Here is an 18913-nt window from a genome sequence, read left to right as displayed (position 1 = left end):
CCACGTTGGCTGCTGAGCTGCACGTCGAGCTGGTCGCGGCGGACCGTAGTGTCTGGTCCGGTGCGGCCACCTTGGTCATCGCGCGCACCACATCGGGTGACATCGGCGTCATGCCCGGCCACCAGCCGCTGCTCGGTGTGCTGGAGTCCGGCCCGGTCACCATCCGTTCGGTCGACGGCGGAACGGTCGTCGTCGCGGTGCACGGTGGGTTCATCTCGTTCGCGGAAGACAAGCTCTCACTGCTGGCCGAAGTCGCGGAGCTGTCCGACGAGATCGATGTCAAGCGCGCGGAGCGGGCGCTGGAGCGTGCCAAGTCGGAGGCGGACGCCGCCGCCGAGCGGCGCGCCGACGTCCGGCTGCGCGCGGTGGCGGGAGCGCACTGAGCCTGTCACGTACGGTCGGAAAACCTCAGCCGCGGACCTCGCTGGAGCTCTCCTTCAGCGGTCCGCGGCTGAGGCGATGCAGGTGCGGTTTTTCCGGATGACGCGAGGAGGTCGGTGAAGATGGTCCTCGCTCTGCTTGTGGGCGGCGTGGTCGTCGCGCTGGTGGTGGTGGGACTCTTCGTCTTCGGTCTCCGGCGGCGGCTGATCCAGCGGTCCGGCGGAACCTTCGACTGCTCACTGCGCTGGGAGCCGCCCACCGGCGAATCCGAGCCCAGCGGCAAGGGGTGGGTGTACGGGGTCGCCCGCTACAACGGTGACCGGATCGAGTGGTTCCGGGTCTTCTCGTACGCCCCCAGGCCCCGGCGGGTCCTGGAGCGCGCCTCGATCGAGGTCCTGGAGCGGCGCACCCCCAAGGGCGAGGAGGAGCTGGCGCTGCTCTCCGACGCGGTGGTGCTCGCCTGTCGGCACGGGGGTGTCTGGCTGGAGCTGGCCATGAGCGAGGACGCGCTGACCGGCTTTCTCGCCTGGCTGGAGGCCGCGCCCCCGGGCCAGCGCGTCAACGTCGCCTAAGCGCTCCGCTGGAAGTGCCCCGACCTGCCGTCGATCGTCCGCGGCGCCGTCGTGGCCGGCCGCGCCCACGCGGCGGAGCCGCACATCGACACGGCCCCGCGCCCCTTCGGGGCGCCACCGAACCGCAGCCGACTTCCGCCGATCTGCTGAGGCGCTCTGCCGTCGATCCGCTCAGCGCACGCCCAGCTCCTGGGCCAGCACCGCGGCCTGCACCCGGCTGCGCAGATCCAGCTTGTTCAGCAGCCGGCTGACATGCGTCTTCACCGTGGCCTCCGCCATCGTCAGCCGCGCCGCGATCTGTGCGTTCGACAGCCCCTGCCCCAGACAGGCCAGCACCTCCCGCTCCCGCGGGGTGAGCGTGGCCAGCACCTCGGGGCTCGGCGTGGTGGGGGAGGGGGCGGCCTGCGGCCGGGCGAACTCGGCGATCAGACGGCGGGTGACCGCCGGGGCGATCATCCCCTCGCCGCGCCCCACCGTACGGACCGCCGCGATCAGGTCGGCCGCCTCGCTGTCCTTGAGCAGGAACCCGGAGGCGCCGGCGCGCAGCGCCCCGAAGACGTACTCGTCGAGGTCGAAGGTGGTCAGCACCAGCACATCCGCCAGCCGCTCCGCGACCACCTGGCGGGTGGCCGACACCCCGTCCAGCCGGGGCATCTGCACGTCCATGAGCACCACGTCGGGGCGCAGCGCACGGGCCATCTCCACCGCCTGGAGGCCGTCGACCGCCTCGCCCACCACCTCGACATCGGGGGCGGACCGCAGTATCAGCACCAGCCCGGAGCGGACCGAGCCCTGGTCCTCGGCGACCAGAACCCGGATCGGGGCGGACGCGGTACCGGAGGGCGGGGCGGGCGGGGTCACGGTGGCTCCTGGTCGTCGAAGGGTCATGTCACACTCTGGACGCTCTCGTCCCCCAGCGGCAGCGCGGCCCGCACCCGCCACACCATGCCCTGGGGTCCGGTGACCGGGCCGGCGTCGAGGGTGCCGCCGAGCAGGGTGACCCGCTCGCGCATTCCGATCAGCCCGGTGCCGGAGCCGGGCGCCCGGGGGCCGGAGCTCTCGCCGTAGGGGCTGATCACGCTGACCTCGAGCGGGCCGTCCGTGCGATGCGCCAGCGTCACGTCCACCCGGCCGGGCGCGGCGTGCTTGAGGGCGTTGGTGAGCGACTCCTGGACGATGCGGTACGCGGCGAGCTCGACCGGGGCGGGCAGCGGGGCGGCGCCGTCCGGCCGCTCATCGCACAGGACGATGTCCTGGCCGCCGGGACGGCCGTTGGTGCGGGCCTGCTCCAGCAGGGTGTCGAGGGCGTCGAGCGTGGAGGTGGCGGCGGGTTCCGCGGTCTCCCCGGGGTCCCGCAGCAGCCCGATCAGCCGGCGCATCTCGGCCAGGCCGCGCACGCTGTTCTCCCTGATGACGCCGAGCGCCTCGTCGGTGGCGGCGGGGTCCTTCAGGGAGAGCGCGGCGCTGGAGTGGATGGCGATGGCCGAGAGGTGGTTGGCCACCATGTCGTGGAGTTCGCGCGCCATCCGGGAGCGTTCGGAGGCGACCGCCTCCCGCCGGTCCAACTCGGCCAGCAGGGCGACGCGTTCGGTCTCCAGACGGGCGGCCTCGGCCGCCTCGCGGTGGTTGCGGACCACCGCCCCGGTCCATGCCGGGGTGAGGGTGAGCAGCGCGACGAACGTGCCGACCAGCAGCGCCAGGGGGTCGCTGTAGATGGCCAGCGGCACCACGGTGGCCAGCCCCGTGAGGAGCCCGCAGAGCCGGGGGATGCGCCGGGCGGCGACGGGGCCCGAGTACATGACGGCCGCGTAGACCAGGTCGGTGTACATCAGGAACGTCACGGCGAGACCGCCGCTGAGGATGTCGGCGGCGAGCGCGACGGTCCCCACGCCCAGGCCGACGAGGGGCCTGGAGCGCCGCAGCAGTTCGGCCGCCGAGACCACGACCAGCGCGATCAGCCCCAGCCAGGTGGGCGTATGGAGGAACGACTGGTTGTTGTGCACCCCCATCACCCACATCAGGACCCCGCCGAGCAGTCCGGCGAGGCCGATCAGGACGTCATGCCGATGTGGGGGTGGGAAGTGGGGACGGGACGGCATGGCACCCATCACACCATGCGCGCTCCGCGCCGGGCCTCCCCCTTGGGACCGGGCCCGCCGCCCGGCCGCGTACATCGAAGGATGCAGTCGGGTTTCATCGCCGCCGACGACGCGTGTGAGCTGATCGCCGGGGATGGTTGGGGGCCAAGGGCAGAGCGAGAGAGGAAACATCGTGGTTGTCGCGCTGATCATCGCCTGTGAGGTCGGCTTCTGGGTGCTGCTGGGCATCGGCCTCCTGCTGCGGTACGTGGCGAAGATGCCGAAGGCGAGCACCGTGGTGCTGCTGTGCGAGCCGGTGCTGGAGGTGGTGCTGTTCGTGACGACCGTGATCGACCTGAGGAACGGCGCCGAACCGGACTGGAAGCACGGCCTCGCGGCGGTCTACATCGGCTACTCGGCCGCGCTCGGCCATTCGACGATCAAATGGGTCGACGCCCGGGTGGCCCACCGCTTCTTCGGCGGCCCGCCGCCGGTCAAGCCGGCCAAGTACGGTGCGGCGCGGACGCTGCACGAGTGGAAGACCGCGGGCCGCTGGGTGCTCGCCGCGGTCATCGCCCTCGCGCTGCTCCAGGGCGGGATCTGGTACGTCGGCGACGACGGCGAGATCGGCTCGCTGCGCGACTGGCAGCGGAACATGCTCTTCCTGATCGGCATCAATGTGGCGATCGCGCTCAGCTACACGCTCTTTCCGAAGCGGGAGCGCTCCGCGTCGTCTGCCCGCTAACCCCCGTAGCAGGCAGAGGCACCGGGCCCCGCCCCGCCCCGTCGGCCCCGGCCGCGCCATCGCGCAGCGCCGGTGCCGGCGGGGCTCAAGGGGTTTCAGCGGTTCTCGCCCGGAACCCAGAGGACGTCGCCGACCTCCTTGTTGGCCGCGCGGGCCAGGATGAACAGCAGATCCGAGAGCCGGTTGAGATAGGTGGCGGTGAGCGCGTTCATCGAGTCCCCGTACTCGGCGAGCGCCGCCCAGGTGGAGCGCTCGGCGCGGCGCACCACCGTGCACGCCTGGTGCAGCAGCGCCGCGCCCGGGGTGCCGCCGGGGAGGATGAAGCTGCGCAGCTTCTCCAGATCCGCCAGGAAGCTGTCGCAGTCCGCCTCCAGTTTGTCGATATAACTCTGCTCCACGCGCAGCGGGGGATGGGCGGGGTTCTCCACCACCGGAGTCGACAGGTCGGCGCCCACGTCGAACAGGTCGTTCTGGACGCGGACCAGCACCTTGACGATCTCGGCGGGCAGCCGGCCCAGCGCGATGGCCACCCCGATCGCCGCGTTCGCCTCGTTGGCGTCGGCGTACGCGGCGATCCGCGCATCGGTCTTGGCGGTGCGGCTCATATCGCCGAGGGCGGTGGTTCCCGTGTCCCCGGTACGCGTATAGATGCGGGTGAGATTGACCATGGGTCCGAGCCTACGCGGCGGCCCTACGCCCCGGCCTGCCGGAAGAGCCGTGCGCCGAGGGTGACGGCCACCACCGCGAGTCCGGAGGCGACCAGCGTGGCCAGCGCGATCTTCCCGTCCCCGTACTCACCGGCGAAGGCGGCCCGCACCCCGTCCACGAGATAGCGGAACGGCACGAAGTGCGAGGCGATGTCGAGCCAGCGGGGCCCGAGCGACATCGGCAGCAGGATCCCGGACAGCAGCATCGCGGGCATGGTGATGGAGTTGATGACCGGCGCGAAACCCTGCGGGGAGGACACCCGGATCGCCAGCGCGTAGGAGAGCGAGGCGAGCGAGACGGTCAGCACACCGACGAAGACGAAGCCGATCGCCACGCCCAGCACCGGGGCGCGCAGCCCGAGCACCACGGCCACGCACACCAGCACCAGGGACTGCGCCAGCAGTTGCACGACGTCCTTGAGCACCCGGCCCATCAGCAGCGCCAGTCGGCTGACGGGGGTGACCCGCATCCGCTCGATGACGCCCGTGCGCCGTTCGAGGATCAGCCCGATCCCGGTGAACGAGGCGGAGAACAGGCCGAGTTGGACGAGGATTCCGGGGACGATGGTCTGCCAGGAGCTCGCCGTGCCGCCCAGCGGCAGATCGGTGAGCAGCGGGCCGAAGAAGACGAGGAAGAGCAGCGGCTGGACCATTCCGAAGATCAGGGCGGGTTTGGAACGCAGTGTCTGGCGGGCGTAGCGGCCGAATATCAGGGCCGTGTCGGAGACGAGATGAGGCATCGGGCCTTCTTCCGGAGCGGACTTCTTGCGGTGCTTGCTGTGCTTGCGGCGCTTACTGTGCTTGTGGTGTCTTCCGGGACGTGCGGGGCGTCTTCCGGGACGTGCGGTGTCCTCCGGGTCAGACGGCGAGCGGAGCGGGGGTCTGCGGGGCGGTGCCGCGCCCGGTGACGGCGATGAACGCGTCCTGGAGGGTGGCGTCCGGCGAGCCGCCGTACTCGGCCTTGAGCCGCTGTGCCGTCCCCTCGGCGGCCACCAGACCCTGGTCGACGATGACGAGCCGGTCGGCCAGCGCCTCGGCCTCGTCCAGGTAGTGGGTGGTCAGGAAGACCGTCATGCCGTGCTCGGCGCGCAGCTCGCGGATCAGCTGCCACAGATCGGCGCGGCTGCCGGGGTCGAGCCCGGTGGTCGGCTCGTCCAGGAAGAGCACCTCGGGCCGGTGGACCAGCCCGAGGGCGATGTCCAGCCGCCGCCGCTGCCCGCCGGAGAGCGCGCCGCAGGGGCGGTCCAGCAGCTCGGTCAGGCCCAGGTCCCGGGCCAGCTCCGCGGTGCGGGCGGCCGCCTCGGCCCTGTCCATCCGGTAGAGCCGCCCCTGGGTGACCAGCTCCTCCCGTACGGAGACGGTCGGGTCGACCCCGCCGGACTGGGCCACATAGCCGATCCGCCGGCGCACCCCGGCCGGATCGCGGGCGAGGTCGTGCCCGGCGACGGTGGCGCTGCCGCCGGTGGGCGGGAGCAGCGTGGTGAGCATGCGCAGCGTGGTGGTCTTGCCCGCTCCGTTGGGCCCGAGGAAGCCGAGGATCTCACCGCGTTCGACGGTCAGGTCGATACCGCGCACGGCCGCCACGGGGCCGCGCTTGGTCCGGAAGGTGTGGGTGAGGCCGTTCGTCGTGATGACTGCCATGGACTCAGAAAAACAGAGCAGCTCTATTTTTGCAATCACCCCAAAAATCAATGAGCACCAGCGAAGCTAGGATGAGGTCATGGCGGAGGGACTCAGGGAGCGGAAGAAGCGGCAGACCAGGCAGCACATCTCGGACGTCGCGACCGGGCTGTTCATGGCCCGCGGCTTCGAGGCGGTCACGATCGCGGAGATCGCCGAGGCGGCCGAGGTCTCCGTCAACACGGTCTACAACTACTTCCCGACCAAGGAGGACCTCTTCGTCGACCGCGAGGAGGAGGTCGTCGACCGCCCCTCCCGGCTGGTACGGGAGCGCCCGCCCGGACGGTCGGCGGCGCGGGCCCTGATGGACCAGCTGCGCCAGGACATCCGCGAGCGGCACGCCTATGTGGGGCTGAGCGAGGGCTATGAGCGGTTCCGGCAGGTCATCGTGGAGTCCCCGGCGCTGATGGCCCGGCTCTTCGTGATCCAGGGCAAGGCGGTCCACCAGCTCGGCGTCACGCTGCGCGAGGAGGCCGGCGCCGACCCGCGGGACCCGACCCCCGAGTTCATCGCGCACCAGCTCGTCGGGCTCCAGAACGCCGTGCTGCGCTCCATCATCCGCGGGCTCTCGGAAGGCGGCGGTGTGGACCAGGTGGCCGAGGACGCGCTCCGCGAGGTGGACGTCATGGAGTCGCTCCTGAGCGACACGGTCCTCAACTATGCGGTGAAGAACACACCGTGACGCGCGTTACGAGGGCTGCCCGCGGGGGTGAACGGACGTTAAGGTCCGGCACATCGGAACTGTCGCGCTGGGCAGACGGAACAGACGGAACAGAGAGGTGTGTGTCGTGGCCAAGAAGCTCGCGGTCATCGGAGCCGGACTCATGGGGTCCGGTATCGCGCAGGTCTCGGCCCAGGCGGGCTGGGACGTCGTGTTGCGCGATGTGACCGACGAGGCGCTGCGCCGCGGCACGGACGGCATCCGGGCCTCGTACGACAAGTTCGTCTCCAAGGGCAAGCTGGAGGCGGAGGAGGCCGAGCGGGCGCTGGGCCGGATCACCACCACGACCGACCTCGACGCCGCCGCGGACGCGGATGTCGTGGTGGAGGCGGTCTTCGAGAAGGTCGAGGTCAAGCGGGAGATCTTCCGCGCCCTCGATGAGCTGGTCAAGGACGACACGATCCTGGCCTCGAACACCTCCGCCATCCCGATCACCAAGATCGCCGCGGCCACCCGGCGCCCGGAGCGGGTCGTCGGCACCCACTTCTTCTCGCCGGTGCCGATGATGGGGCTGTGCGAGTTGGTCCGCGGTCATAAGACCAGCGATGAAACCCTGGCCGCCGCACGGGAGTTCGCGGAGGGCGTGGGCAAGACCTGTATCGTCGTCAACCGCGATGTCGCGGGTTTCGTCACCACCCGGCTGATCTCCGCCCTCGTCGTGGAGGCGGCGAAGCTGTACGAGTCGGGGGTCGCCACGGCCGAGGACATCGACACCGCCTGCAAGCTGGGCTTCGGCCATGCGATGGGCCCTCTCGCGACGGCCGACCTGACCGGCGTGGACATCCTGCTGCACGCCGCCGACAACATCTACACCGAGTCGCAGGACGAGAAGTTCGCACCGCCGGAGATCATGCGCCGGATGGTTGACGCGGGGGACAACGGCCGTAAGAGCGGAGAGGGCTTCTACCGCTACTGAGGGCTCTGTTGCGGCGTCAGTTCCGGAACTCACCCTCCTGGGTGAATTCGGTATCGGTTCGCTTACAGACGGCAACTTCCTCGTGTGAGAGGCAGTCAGTTCTGTAGACAGAAATGGCGCATTGACGACACGACGCACCGTATTGGGGAGCGCATATGCACATCAAGGGCGACCACGCCGAGCTGGTCGTCGGGGGCCGACTGGACGTCCGGAGCGCGGCGGACGCCCGTACGGCCCTGCACACTGCCGTTGACGCGGGCGGCGGGGACCTCGTCCTCGACCTCACCGAACTGGACTCCTGGGACGCGACCGGTCTCGGGGTGATCATGGGGGCCCACCGCCGGGCCGGCCGGGTGGGCAGACGGCTGGTGCTGCGCGGGGTGCCGCCCCAGATGCAGCGCCTGCTGGTGGCCACCCGGCTGCACCGCATCCTGGCGATCGAAGGCGGGCTGGAGGCGGAATCCCTGCCGCGGGTCTGAGCGGCGCGGACCGGTCACCCGGGGGGTGATGTGTTACCCGGGGTGGCGTGGGCGCCCTCCGGCACGGTGGATACTGTGAGCAGGTCCAGGCCGTCTGATACGGCCCGGGGTTCGGTGGTTGCCGGACACATTCCCTACGGCGGCACCGGACCAGAAGCGAAGGCAGGCCGGGGAGCCTTACAGCACGCCACGCATCTGGGGGGCAAGGACCATGGACCCGAAGAACCGCGGATCGCAGGAGCACGGCCACGACGAGACCGCCCCGGGTGCGGCTTCCGGTGCGTCGGGTGCGGCGGACGGTCCGGGCGGCGGCTCGCCGTCGGGCCCGCCCGCGCCGTCGGGGCTGCCGGGGCTGCCGGGGGATGTTCCGACGCCCCCGCTGGGCGCGCCGGTGCCCGGCGCGGCCGCCTCCTCCGCGTCTTCTGTGTCTTCCGCTTCATCTCCTTCTTCTTCGTCCTCCGCGTCCTCCGCTTCTTCCGCCTCCTCTGCTTCTTCCTCGTCCTCCTCCGAGTCTCCGGCCCGCACCGTGCGCATCGTCGCCGGTGACCATCTGCTCACGGTCAACCCCGTCGACGGCAGCGAGATAGAACCCTGTCCGCCCGGAGAGCGCCGCGCCCGGCCCGAGCGCCGTGACCCCGACGAGCGGGCCGAGCTGCGCCGCGCGGCCGCCGCGCCGCGCCCGTCCGGCACCGTTCTGCCCGAACTGCCGATGCTGGAGCGCGACGAGGAGCGGGAGCGGCTCGCCCGGCTGCTCGCCCGCGGCCGCTCGGTGCGGGTCACCGGGCCCTCCGGGTCGGGGCGCAGCACCCTGCTGGACGCCGTGGCCTCCGACTGCGAGCGGCTCGCGCCCGACGGTGTCGTACGGCTCACCGGGTACCACCGCACCTCCACCGATCTCCTCCACGACCTCTACGCCGCCGTCTTCAGCGCCCCGCTGTACCGGCCGGACCGCGCGGAGTTGCTGGAGTCGGTCCAGGAGGTCGGTGCGGTCGTTGTCCTCGACGACATCGAGTTCGGCGGCGCCGCGCTGGACGAGTTCCTCGACGCGACCCCCGAATGCGCGTTCCTGATCTCCGCCACGCCCGATGTTCCGGCGCCGTCCGCCGATTCCCACCTGGAGGAGGTCTTCCTCTCCGGGCTCAGCCGTACGGCCGGTCTCGACCTGCTGGAGCGGGCCGCACGGCGGCCTTTGGCGGAGGACGAGGCGAGCTGGGCGGCGGACCTGTGGTTCGAGTCCGAGGGGCTGCCGCTGCGCTTCGTCCAGGCGGGCGCGCTGCTGCGGCAGCGGGAGGCCCTGGGCGACGATGCCTCCGCGCGGGAGGCGGACGGGGGCTCCGAGGCTCCGCTGCCCTCGATCGCCGAGGCGGCGTCCCCCGCCGCGCTGCTCGCCGGACCGCTGGGCGAGGCGGCCCAGGACGCCCTGCGGTTCGCGGTCGCGCTCGGCGGTGAATGCCCGCACCAGGCCCATCTGCCCGCGCTGTCCGCGGACACCCACGCCGAGGCGGCCCTCGGCGAGTTGCTCGGCTGTGGCCTCGTCACCCCGGCCGGATCGCACTACCGGCTGGCGGCGCGCGTCACCGCCCAGCTCGCGGAGGCCGGTTACGCCGACGAGGACGCCGGGCGCGCGCACACCGTCGCCCGGCACTACGCCTGGTGGGCCGGCCACCCCTCGGTGGCCCCCGAGCGCGTCGCCGCCGAGGCCGACGCGATCCTCGCGGCGCTGACCGCGCTCATCGGCAGCCGGGAGGCGGGCCACGCCGACGCCGCCGTGCTGCTCGCCCGCGCCGCCGCGCCCGCCTTCGCCGCGGCGCTGCACTGGGGCGCCTGGGAGCGCACGGTGCGGCACGGCCAGGAGGCCGCGCGGCTGGCGGGGCAGGTCGCGGACGAGGCGTACTTCCACCATGAGCTGGGCGTCCTCGCGCTGTGCACGGGCAATCTGGACCGGGCCCGCGCCGAACTCGAGGCGTCCATCGGGCTGCGCGGCGTCCTCGCGGACAAGCGGGGCACGGTCGCGGGGCGGCGCGCGCTGGCGCTGGTCGCCGACCGCTCGCCCGGCTCGGCGATGGCCGGGGCGTTCGGGGCGAGCGGTGGGAACCGTAAGGGCGGCGACGAGCCCTCGGCGGCGGGCGCCGCGCCCGACGACACGGCGACCACGATCGTCACCCCGAAGGTGGCGGCCACGACGCCGATGGCCGCCCTGGGCGATCCGGCGACGACGGCGGTGACGGCCGCGGTCCCGGCCGCCTCCCGGCCCGCCGTGACGGCCTCCACCACGCCCACGGCCCTGGCCGGCGCCTCCGCCGCCGCTTCCGGCCCCGCCGGGCCGTCCGGCGGCTCCGGCGGCCCCGGCGGCAAGCCGCGCGGGCCGCGTCGGCCGGCGATGCGGGGCACCCGGCGCAATGTGGTCGCGGCGGCCGCGGGTGTGCTGCTGGTGGCCGTGCTCGGCACCGTGGTGACCCTGGGCGCCACCTCGGGCGACGACTCCCACAACCCCGCCGACAAGGTCAAGCCGGGCCGGTCGGCCAGTCAGCGGGACGACGACAAGGGCCTGACCGCCGACGAGCCCACGAGCGGCACCAGCCAGGCCCCCCAGCCGGGCCTCAGCGGAACACCGCTGACGTCCACCTCCCCGACCGCGCCGAGCGACAGCGCCTCGCCCAGCGACTCCACGGAGTCCGGCGGTCCGTCGTCCACGAGCGGTACGCCCTCGGACACCGAGCGGCCGCCCTCGCCCCCGTCGTCGGACCCCACGACCTCCGACCCGCGGCCGACGACCAAGCCGCCGACGAGCAAGCCGCCGACCCCGACCGGTGAGCCCACCAAGCCGACGCCCACCACCTCGTCCCCGACCACGACCCCCACCGACGACACCTCCACCACCGCGAGCGCCCCCACCACCCACACGGCGCCGAGCACCGCCAGCCCGGTCGCGTAGTCGCGCGGCCTGGGAGCGCGGGGCGCCGGGGGCGGGGCGCTGGGGGCGGGGCGTCGTGGGCACGGGGCTGACCTGGCTGAAGGCCACCGCGGAGGCGATGCTCCCGAGGATCGATCTGCCGGACCTGCTGTTCGAGGTCCACTCCTGGACCGGGTTCCTCGACGCCTTCGGCCACGTCTCCGAGCGGCGCACCCGCATGGAGGGCCTGCTCGTCTCCCTGGTCGCGCTGCTGGTGGCGGAGAGCCGCAACATCGGCCTGACCCCGTCATCGCGCCGGAGAACAAGGCGCTGACCCGCTCGAAATACGCGGTGTCCGGGCCCTGCGGCGACCTGCTGCCGATGGACCGTTTCACCCTCACCCTCACCCGCTCCCGCCGCGCCTGACCCGTCGGCGGGGGCCGGTCCTCCGGCTTGACTTCGAGCGCGCTCCAAGTCCTAGCTTCGGAGGGGTTCGTCAGTGCTCAAGGTACCGCCCGGTCCGCCGGGCAGGAGGAGTATCCGCGCATGATCACCCGAACCACGCTCGGCTCGCCCGGTCTCACCGTCAGCGCGATGGGCCTGGGGTGCATGGGGATGAGCGAGAGCTATGGCGCCGCCGACTGGGACGGCGGCCTGGCCACCATCGACCGGGCCCTGGAGCTGGGCATCACGTTCCTGGACACCGCCGACGCCTACGGCACCGGGCACAACGAGGTGCTGGTGGGCCGGGCCATCCACGGCCGCCGGGACCAGGTGCAGCTGGCCACCAAGTTCGGCATCGACCGCAGCGCCGGCGACCGGGCACGCCGCATCCGCGGTGCCCGGGACTACGTGCTGCGCTCCTGCGACGCCTCGCTGCTGCGCCTGGGCGTCGAGGTGATCGACCTGTACTACGCCCACCGCCCGCCCCAGGACGTGGAGATCGAGGAGACCGTCGGGGCGATGGCCGAGCTGGTCGAGGCGGGCAAGGTCCGCCATCTGGGCCTGTCCGAGGTCGACGGCGAGCTGTTGCGCCGGGCGCACGCGGTGCACCCGATCACCGCGGTGCAGAGCGAGTACTCGCTGTGGACCCGCGACGTCGAGGCGGTCACCCCGGTGATGGCCGAGCTGGGGGTCGGGCTGGTGCCGTACTCGCCGCTGGGGCGGGGGTTCCTGACCGGCGCCCTGGACCGCTCCACACTGGGCGAGAAGGACTTCCGGCGCACCAACCCCCGCTTCGCCGGCGAGGCGGGCGAGGCCAACGAGAAGATCGCGCAGACCGTGCGCGAGGTGGCCGACCGGCTGGGTGCCACCCCGGCCCAGGTGGCGCTGGCCTGGGTGTACGCCCAGGCCGAGCGGCTCGGGGTGGCGGTGGCGACCATTCCGGGCACCCGCAGCCCGGCCCGGCTGGAGCAGAACGCGGCCGCGCTGGAGCTCACCCTGGACGCCGAGGCGCTGGCCGCGCTGGACCCGCTGAGCGACCAGGTGATGGGCGAGCGCTACACCCCCGCGCACACCGCTGAGGTCGCTCGGGGTTAGCCGGCCGAACCGTGATCGTTCTCACCGGGATTTCCTGTACGCCAAGTACTCACACCCGGGTGAGCACGGGGCGTGGCCGGCAGAGGGCGCGGTGAGCGCGGGGTGTGGCGGGCACGGGGCGTGGCGGGCAGAGGGCGCGGTGAGCGCGGGGTGTGGCGGGCACGGGGCGTGGTGAGCAGGGGGCGTGGCGGGCCGGGGCGTCGGCGGCGGGTGTTGGCAGCGCCGGGCGTGGGCGCCGGATCGCGCCAGAGGGCGCCCCGCCTCCGTGGCGGGATGTGGTCAGCCCAGGGGGTGTCCGTCGGATCTTGACGCCTGCGGCGAGCTGCTCCCCTCCCCGCCCCTTCCCACAACTGGGGCTCCGCCCCAGCCCCCGAAGCGGGGCCCCGCCCCGGGCGCCGGTTTGGGGCCGCGCCCCAGCCCCTGGGCGGGCTTGCGCCGGGCCCCCTGGGTTGGGGCTCCGCTCCAGGCCCTGGGCGGGTCTGTGCCGGGCCCCGGCTTGGGGCTCCGCCCCAAATCCCGGGTCGGGGCTTCGCCCCTTCCCGTGGCGTCGATGTGCGGCTCCGCCGCGTGGCCCGCCGCATGCCCTGTAGGGGCCCGGCTCCGAGGGCCGGGCGCGAGCCCGTACGGGCGTACGGGGCGTACGGGCAGCCTCCAACGTCGCGGAGGGCCCCACGTCGGAGAGGTCCCCACGTCGGGAGAGCCCAGCGTCGGAAAGGCCCCGCGTCGGAAAGGGCCCACGTCCGGGAGGGCCCCGCGTCGGGGAGGGCCCCGCGTCGGGGAGGGCCCCGCGTCGGGGAGGGCCCCGCCTCGGGGAAGGCCCCGTGTCAGAACAGGCGGAGCTTGTCGTCCTCGATGCCCCGGAGCGCGTCGTAATCCAGCACCGCGCACCCGATACCCCGGTCCGTCGCCAGCACACGCGCCTGAGGCTTGATCTCCTGGGCGGCGAAGATGCCCTTCACCGGGGCGAGGTGCGGGTCCCGGTTGAGGAGTTCGAGATAGCGGGTGAGCTGCTCGACGCCGTCGATCTCACCACGGCGTTTGATCTCCACGGCGACCGTCGTCCCGTCCGCGTCGCGGCAGAGAATGTCCACGGGGCCAATGGCAGTGGGGTATTCACGCCGAATAAGCGTCCAGCCATCACCGAGTGTCTCGATACGATCGGCGAGCAGCTCCTGGAGATGGGCCTCCACACCGTCCTTGATCAGGCCGGGGTCCACGCCGAGCTCATGCGAGGAGTCATGGAGGACCTCCTCCATGGTGATGATGAGCTTCTCGCCCGCTTTGTTCACGACCGTCCACACATCGTCATCGCCTTCCTTCAGCGTGCACGGCGGAGACATCCAGTTGAGGGGTTTGTAGGCCCTGTCGTCCGCGTGGATGGACACACTGCCGTCGGCCTTGACGAGGATCAGGCGGGGTGCCGAGGGAAGGTGGGCGGTGAGGCGGCCGGCGTAGTCCACGGAGCACCGGGCGATGACGAGACGCATGGTCGGCAACGCTACTCGACCACCGCCGCTCCACGCGATTCGTCCGGCGATGGACCCCTTCGGAGATGGCTGGTTGTGTGCCCGTTCTCCTGGTGCGGGCGCAGTGGCCGAATTACCGTTGAAGCGGGCGGTCGTCGGACGGGCACGCTGCGTCGCCGTCCGCCCTTCCCATCCCTGAGACCCCGCTCGCGGGGTCGCGAGAGGAGAACCCATGTCGCTCGACGTCTCACCGGCCCTGCTCGAACAGGCCGAGCGAGGCGAGGTCGACGAAGCGGCCTTCGTCGACTGCGTCCGGAACTCCCTACCCTACGCATGGGAGATGATCAGCTCGCTGGTGGCCCAGCTGAAGGTGGACGGCGGGGAGTTCGCCGACAACCAGACGCCGCCCCCCAATGAGCAGGCACGCGGTCAACTGCTCCGCGCACTCGCCAGTGACGCGATACGCGGCGCGCTCCAGCGCCACTTCGGGGTGCGGCTGGCCTTCCAGAACTGCCACCGGGTGGCGGTCTTCCCGATGGACGCATCGGCTGACGAACGCCTCGCCCGCTTCACCTCGGTCCGGGGGCAGCTGCTCAACCAGTCACCCGAACTCCGCGACTGCTGACGCGACTTCCGCTGCCGCTCCACCAGGGGGAGGTGTATCAGCGCAGGAGCGGCAGCACCTCACCACCGAGCCGTCGTACGTTCTCCTCGGTGGCCGCCAGATCGCCCGAACCTTCGACCAGCAGGGCGAACCGGCGGATCCCGGTGCGCTCCGCGGTCGCCGCCAGCCGGTCCGCGCACAGCCGTGGCGACCCCACCGGATGCAGCTCGCACAGCAGCTCCGCATAGGCCACCGGGTCGCGCATCCGGCGCTCCCGGCCGTCGACCGTCACATGCGCCTCGAGCCCCTGCCGCAGCCAGCCGGGCATCGCCTTGGTCAGGACCTCGGCCGCCGCGGGCCCGTCGTCGGCGATCTGCGCCACCCCGGCCGAGACATGGCGCGCCGCCACCGCCTCGACCTCCTCCGGTGAACGGCCCGCCGCCAGCGCGGACTTCCGCCACAGGCCGACCACCTCGGCCTTCTCCTCGTCCCCGCAGTGCATACCGAGCAGCATGGGAAGACCGCGCTCGGCGGCAAGCCGCACACTGCTGGGCGAGGTGCAGGCGACTATCACCTGCGGGGCGATCACCCGCGGGGCGCCCACTGCCTGCCCGGCGCGGACGTCGTCGGAGCGCGGCACCACCGTCACCTCGCGGAACGCGAACCGCTCGCCGTCCGCCCCCACCCGTGGTTCGCGCAGCCAGCGCAGCAGCAGATCGAGCGATTCGGGGAAGCCCCGCTCGTACGCGCCCAGTCCGGAGCCGAAGACCTCGAGATCCACCCAGGGGCCGCCGCGGCCGACCCCCAGGGTGAACCGGCCGCCGGAGAGGAGGTGGAGCAGTGCCGCCTGCTCACCCAGAGCGACGGGATGCGCGGTCGGGAGTACGCTCACCGCCGTACCGACGCCGATCCGGCGGGTACGTCCCAGCAGCAGTGCGGCGAGGGTGACCGCGGACGGGCAGACCCCGTACGGAACGAAGTGGTGCTCGGCGACCCAGACCGCGTCCAGCCCGGTCTCCTCGGAGAGTTCGGCCGACCGCACCGCCCGGTGCAGCGCCTCCTCCTGTCCCTGGCCTGGGAATTGAGCGGCCAGGATGAAAGCCCCCACATCCATCGTGATCTGCCTCCTTGTCGCGGCTGATATGCCGGCGCGGGCACCTCGCCTCATCCCCCTCCGCAGGCTTCACAGGCAATAACGCCTGACACGTGCCAAGGGCACGGCTTGGCAAGAAGTTTTCATGATGATCGGAGTGTGGGTGTGGACGACGGCTTACCAGGACGGTGACCGTAGCGCGTACGCTGGTCACAGCCCGTTAGCTCCCAGCTCTGTCGAGGTGCCCCGTGTCTCCACGCCGAAACCGCCCGCGAGGCGGCGACAAGCCCGTCGGCCACGAGGGCATGGACCGCTACGGTCTGGACCGCATGGAGACCTGGCAGGGCGAGGAGTGGGTGGTCCGGCAGGTCGGCGGCGGAGCGGCCGCCAAGCACTACCGCTGCCCGGGCTGCGACCAGGAGATTCCGCCGGGGGTCGCGCATGTGGTCGCCTGGCAGCAGCACATGGGCGCGGACGACCGGCGCCACTGGCACAAGGCGTGCTGGAACGCACGGGACCGCCGGAGCGCCAAGCTCCAGCGGTCCCGGAACGCGCCGCGGTACTGACCGTCTCAGGCGCCGCACATCCCGCTCGGGCCAGCCTCGTAGGCCCTGCGCATCACCTTGCGTATCCCCTGGCACATCGCTCTGCGTATCGCCCTACACATCGCGCTTCTCCAGCAGCGCGTACGCGGCGACCATCGCCGCCGCCGTGATCCCGGCCAGCACCGACAGCTGGGGCCAGCCGTTGTTCAGACCGTCGTCGATCTGGAAGAGGGAGGCCAGCGACTGGGGCGAGGAGTACTCCAGCATCTTCGATCCCAGATCGCGGAGGCTGTCCGACATCATCAGGAACGCGGGGAGGATGGACGGCAGCAGCACCACACCGAGCATCGTGGTGATCGCGCCCGCGGAGTGCCGCAGGATGGCTCCCACGGCCAGCGAGAGCAGCCCCAGCAGCGACACATACAGCCCCGCGCCGACGGTCGCGCCCAGGATCTGGTCACCGGTCGGTTCCGCGACCGCCGGCCCGCTGTGCATCCCCATGCTGGCGTAGGCCACCAGCACGAGCGCGACGGTCGTGATGGTGAACGAGAGGGTGAAGAAGACCAGCGCCTTGGCGGTGAGCACCCGGGAGCGCTGCGGGCAGGCGGTGAGGGTGGTCCGGATCATCCCGGTGCTGTACTCGGAGGTGATCACGAGCACCCCGAGGGTGACGACGCACAGCTGGCCGAGCAGGGTGCCGAAGAAGCCGGGGAGGGTGGTGGGGACCGTGTCGTAGTCGGAGTCGGCGGTGGTCGCCGCCACCAGGAGTCCGATCCCGATCACCAGCGCGACCATCACGCTCAGCGTCCAGATCGTGGAGCGCACCGACTTGATCTTCGTCCACTCGGAGGCGAGGGCGTTGCCGAGGCTGGTGCGCCGGACCGGTATCGGCGAGGTGTACGGACCGACACCGGCGTACGGCTGCGACGGGGGCCCGGACGGCATCTGCTGATGCGGCTGATGCGGCTGGGGCTGCGGTGGCTGCGTGTGGTGGTGCGGGGCGTGGTGGTGCGGTGCCGCCTGGTACGGGTTCGTCTGGTGCGGGGCCTGCGGTGGCATCGGCGGGGCCGCCTGAGGGGGACCCTGCGGAGGGCTCTGCGGCGGGCTCTGTGGGGGAACGGGCGCCTGGGACTGCTGCTGGTACGGGGTCGTCATCGGGCGTCCTCGGTGTCGCTCTTGGTCAGATCGGCGGGGGCGGGCGGCGCCGCGGGCGGCTGGGCCGGGGGAGCGGCGGGAGCCGCCTGGGGCGCGGTGGGCGGCATCGCGGCGGCGGGTGCGGGTGCGGCTGCGGCCGGGGCGGAGGTGGCGGGTGCGGCAGGTGGGGCGGGTGCGGCAGGTGCGGAGGGTATCGCGCCACCCGGGGCGTGCGGCTGGCTCGGCGGGGCCGGCGGTTCGGCGTACCCCGGCAGCACGGTCCCCGGTGGGAAGCCCACCGGCTGCCCCTGAGCGCCCGGCGCATAGCCGTACGGCGCGCCCTGCGGCACCGCGCCCGGGACCGGCTGCTGCGGCTGTTGCAGGGCGGCGCGCTCGTCGATGGTCGAGCGGTAGTCCACCGCGCCCTGCGTCATCCGCATGTACGCCTCTTCCAGCGACGCCTGGTGCGGGGAGAGCTCCCACAGCCGGACGTCCGCCTTATGCGCCAGATCGCTGATGCGCGGCAGCGGCAGCCCGGTCACCCGCAGCCCGCCGTCCTGCTCCGGCAGCACCTGGCCGCCCGCCTCGCTCAGCGCGGCGGTCAGCTTTTCGCGCTGCCCCGGGTCGCCCTCGGGGGTGCGGACGCGTGCGAAGTCCGCCGAGTTGTAGGAGATGAAGTCCTTGACGTTCATATCGGCGAGCAGCTGACCGCGCCCGATCACGATCAGATGGTCGGCGGTGAGCGCCATCTCGCTCATCAGATGGCTGGAGACGAAGACGGTACGGCCCTCGGAGGCCAGCTGCTTCATGAAGTTGCGGACCCAGAGGATGCCTTCGGGGTCCAGGCCGTTGACCGGCTCGTCGAAGAGCAGCACCTGCGGATCGCCGAGGAGGGCGGCCGCGATGCCCAGTCGCTGCCCCATACCGAGCGAGAACCCCTTGGAGCGCTTGCGCGCCACGTTCTGGAGCCCCACCACGCCCAGTACTTCGTCGACCCGGCGGGCCGGGATCCCGGACAGCTGGGCCAGGCAGAGCAGATGCTGACGCGCGCTGCGGCCGCCGTGCACCGCCTTGGCGTCGAGCAGCGCGCCCACCTGGCGGGGGGCGTTGGGCAGTTTGCCGAACGGGTAGCCGCCGACCGTGACATGGCCGGCGGTGGGCTCGTCGAGGCCCAGGATCATTCGCATCGTGGTGGACTTGCCCGACCCGTTGGGCCCGAGGAAGCCGGTGACGGCACCCGGCCTCACCTGGAAGGACAGGTTGTACACGGCCGTCTTGGCGCCGTAGCGCTTCGTCAGACCGACTGCCTCGATCATTGTCCGCCCCTCATGAGCATGGGTCGGGCGCGCTTGCCCCCGGT

The 18913-nt window shown here is 72.2% G+C and carries 20 protein-coding genes and 1 pseudogene; 11 read left to right on the top strand and 10 right to left on the bottom strand.

The window, feature by feature from the left end; translation table 11 throughout:
* Positions 1-5: 5 nt before the first annotated feature.
* Both AB0E24_RS01225 and AB0E24_RS01220 read left to right on the top strand, forming a co-directional pair.
* A complete protein-coding gene (locus AB0E24_RS01225; protein ID WP_069866823.1) occupies positions 6-383 on the top strand; it encodes a F0F1 ATP synthase subunit epsilon in 378 nt (125 codons plus the stop codon).
* A gap of 120 nt (positions 384-503) precedes the next feature.
* Positions 504-953 (top strand): DUF2550 domain-containing protein, encoded by a 450-nt coding sequence (locus tag AB0E24_RS01220; RefSeq protein ID WP_069866821.1) that lies wholly within the window; start codon positions 504-506, stop codon positions 951-953.
* A gap of 171 nt (positions 954-1124) precedes the next feature.
* On the opposite strand, the gene AB0E24_RS01215 is transcribed toward AB0E24_RS01220, so the two are convergent.
* Together AB0E24_RS01215 and AB0E24_RS01210 are read right to left on the bottom strand one after the other, a co-directional pair.
* Entirely contained in the window at positions 1125-1841 is a 717-nt protein-coding gene (locus tag AB0E24_RS01215; RefSeq protein ID WP_370684963.1) for a response regulator, read from the bottom strand.
* Positions 1838-3052, bottom strand: coding sequence for a sensor histidine kinase (locus AB0E24_RS01210; protein ID WP_069866926.1), 1215 nt, complete (start codon positions 3050-3052; stop codon positions 1838-1840). The genes AB0E24_RS01215 and AB0E24_RS01210 overlap by 4 nt, the downstream gene beginning before the upstream one ends.
* Before the next feature lie 172 nt (positions 3053-3224).
* On the opposite strand from AB0E24_RS01210, the gene AB0E24_RS01205 reads away from it, so the two are divergent.
* Positions 3225-3776, top strand: coding sequence for a hypothetical protein (locus tag AB0E24_RS01205; RefSeq protein WP_069866817.1), 552 nt, complete (start codon positions 3225-3227; stop codon positions 3774-3776).
* A 95-nt stretch (positions 3777-3871) separates the two neighbouring features.
* On the opposite strand, the gene AB0E24_RS01200 is transcribed toward AB0E24_RS01205, so the two are convergent.
* The 3 genes from AB0E24_RS01200 to AB0E24_RS01190 all read right to left on the bottom strand — a co-directional run bounded on the left by AB0E24_RS01200 (position 3872) and on the right by AB0E24_RS01190 (position 6124).
* Complete coding sequence (locus AB0E24_RS01200) at positions 3872-4444, bottom strand: cob(I)yrinic acid a,c-diamide adenosyltransferase (protein ID WP_069866815.1); 573 nt, start codon at positions 4442-4444, stop codon at positions 3872-3874.
* 23 nt (positions 4445-4467) lie between these two features.
* Positions 4468-5223, bottom strand: coding sequence for an ABC transporter permease (locus tag AB0E24_RS01195; protein ID WP_069866813.1), 756 nt, complete (start codon positions 5221-5223; stop codon positions 4468-4470).
* 118 nt (positions 5224-5341) lie between these two features.
* Positions 5342-6124 (bottom strand): ABC transporter ATP-binding protein, encoded by a 783-nt coding sequence (locus AB0E24_RS01190; protein WP_359374226.1) that lies wholly within the window; start codon positions 6122-6124, stop codon positions 5342-5344.
* A 79-nt stretch (positions 6125-6203) separates the two neighbouring features.
* Between AB0E24_RS01190 and AB0E24_RS01185 the strand changes: the two genes are divergently transcribed.
* From AB0E24_RS01185 to AB0E24_RS01175, 3 genes are all read left to right on the top strand, one after another.
* On the top strand, positions 6204-6845 hold the full coding sequence (locus tag AB0E24_RS01185; RefSeq protein ID WP_232637854.1) for a TetR/AcrR family transcriptional regulator: 642 nt from the start codon (positions 6204-6206) through the stop codon (positions 6843-6845).
* Positions 6846-6951: 106 nt separating this feature from the next.
* Positions 6952-7800: a 3-hydroxyacyl-CoA dehydrogenase family protein gene (locus AB0E24_RS01180; RefSeq protein ID WP_102937932.1), complete on the top strand. Its 849-nt coding sequence runs from the start codon at positions 6952-6954 to the stop codon at positions 7798-7800.
* Between the two features lie 155 nt (positions 7801-7955).
* Positions 7956-8279 (top strand): STAS domain-containing protein, encoded by a 324-nt coding sequence (locus tag AB0E24_RS01175; RefSeq protein WP_069866806.1) that lies wholly within the window; start codon positions 7956-7958, stop codon positions 8277-8279.
* A gap of 177 nt (positions 8280-8456) precedes the next feature.
* Here AB0E24_RS01175 and AB0E24_RS01170 read toward each other — a convergent pair whose 3' ends face one another.
* Complete coding sequence (locus AB0E24_RS01170; RefSeq protein ID WP_359374221.1) at positions 8457-8804, bottom strand: hypothetical protein; 348 nt, start codon at positions 8802-8804, stop codon at positions 8457-8459.
* Between the two features lies 1 nt (position 8805).
* Between AB0E24_RS01170 and AB0E24_RS01165 the strand changes: the two genes are divergently transcribed.
* The 3 genes and pseudogenes from AB0E24_RS01165 (at position 8806) to AB0E24_RS01155 (ending at position 12711) form a co-directional block, all read left to right on the top strand.
* Positions 8806-11214 carry an ATP-binding protein gene (locus AB0E24_RS01165; RefSeq protein WP_359374219.1) on the top strand — a complete coding sequence of 803 codons (2409 nt, stop codon included), beginning with the start codon at positions 8806-8808 and terminating at the stop codon, positions 11212-11214.
* A 67-nt stretch (positions 11215-11281) separates the two neighbouring features.
* Positions 11282-11517 (top strand): annotated as a pseudogene (locus AB0E24_RS01160) (Tn3 family transposase); the annotation flags it as partial.
* Between the two features lie 201 nt (positions 11518-11718).
* Complete coding sequence (locus AB0E24_RS01155) at positions 11719-12711, top strand: aldo/keto reductase (RefSeq protein ID WP_137982150.1); 993 nt, start codon at positions 11719-11721, stop codon at positions 12709-12711.
* 824 nt (positions 12712-13535) lie between these two features.
* Here AB0E24_RS01155 and nucS read toward each other — a convergent pair.
* Positions 13536-14198 carry an endonuclease NucS gene (gene nucS / locus AB0E24_RS01150; RefSeq protein ID WP_069866798.1) on the bottom strand — a complete coding sequence of 221 codons (663 nt, stop codon included), beginning with the start codon at positions 14196-14198 and terminating at the stop codon, positions 13536-13538.
* A gap of 211 nt (positions 14199-14409) precedes the next feature.
* On the opposite strand from nucS, the gene AB0E24_RS01145 reads away from it, so the two are divergent.
* Positions 14410-14802, top strand: coding sequence for an SCO5389 family protein (locus AB0E24_RS01145; protein ID WP_030823907.1), 393 nt, complete (start codon positions 14410-14412; stop codon positions 14800-14802).
* A gap of 37 nt (positions 14803-14839) precedes the next feature.
* Here AB0E24_RS01145 and AB0E24_RS01140 read toward each other — a convergent pair whose 3' ends face one another.
* Positions 14840-15895 (bottom strand): LLM class flavin-dependent oxidoreductase, encoded by a 1056-nt coding sequence (locus AB0E24_RS01140; protein ID WP_079259015.1) that lies wholly within the window; start codon positions 15893-15895, stop codon positions 14840-14842.
* Between the two features lie 227 nt (positions 15896-16122).
* On the opposite strand from AB0E24_RS01140, the gene AB0E24_RS01135 reads away from it, so the two are divergent.
* Positions 16123-16440, top strand: a complete 318-nt coding sequence (locus tag AB0E24_RS01135) for an Rv1322 family protein (protein ID WP_069866794.1) — start codon at positions 16123-16125, stop codon at positions 16438-16440.
* 93 nt (positions 16441-16533) lie between these two features.
* On the opposite strand, the gene AB0E24_RS01130 is transcribed toward AB0E24_RS01135, so the two are convergent.
* Both AB0E24_RS01130 and AB0E24_RS01125 read right to left on the bottom strand, forming a co-directional pair.
* Positions 16534-17574 (bottom strand): ABC transporter permease, encoded by a 1041-nt coding sequence (locus tag AB0E24_RS01130; RefSeq protein ID WP_359374214.1) that lies wholly within the window; start codon positions 17572-17574, stop codon positions 16534-16536.
* Positions 17571-18869 (bottom strand): ABC transporter ATP-binding protein, encoded by a 1299-nt coding sequence (locus tag AB0E24_RS01125; RefSeq protein ID WP_359374211.1) that lies wholly within the window; start codon positions 18867-18869, stop codon positions 17571-17573. Before AB0E24_RS01125 ends, AB0E24_RS01130 begins: the two co-directional genes overlap by 4 nt.
* Between the last annotated feature and the right edge of the window lie 44 nt (positions 18870-18913).

Origin of the sequence: Streptomyces malaysiensis subsp. malaysiensis (assembly GCF_040653035.1) — a bacterium.
Classification (GTDB): Bacteria; Actinomycetota; Actinomycetes; order Streptomycetales; family Streptomycetaceae; genus Streptomyces; species Streptomyces malaysiensis.
The sequence above is the reverse complement of the archived record's forward strand: the minus strand, read 5'-3'. Positions and strand labels throughout refer to the sequence as shown.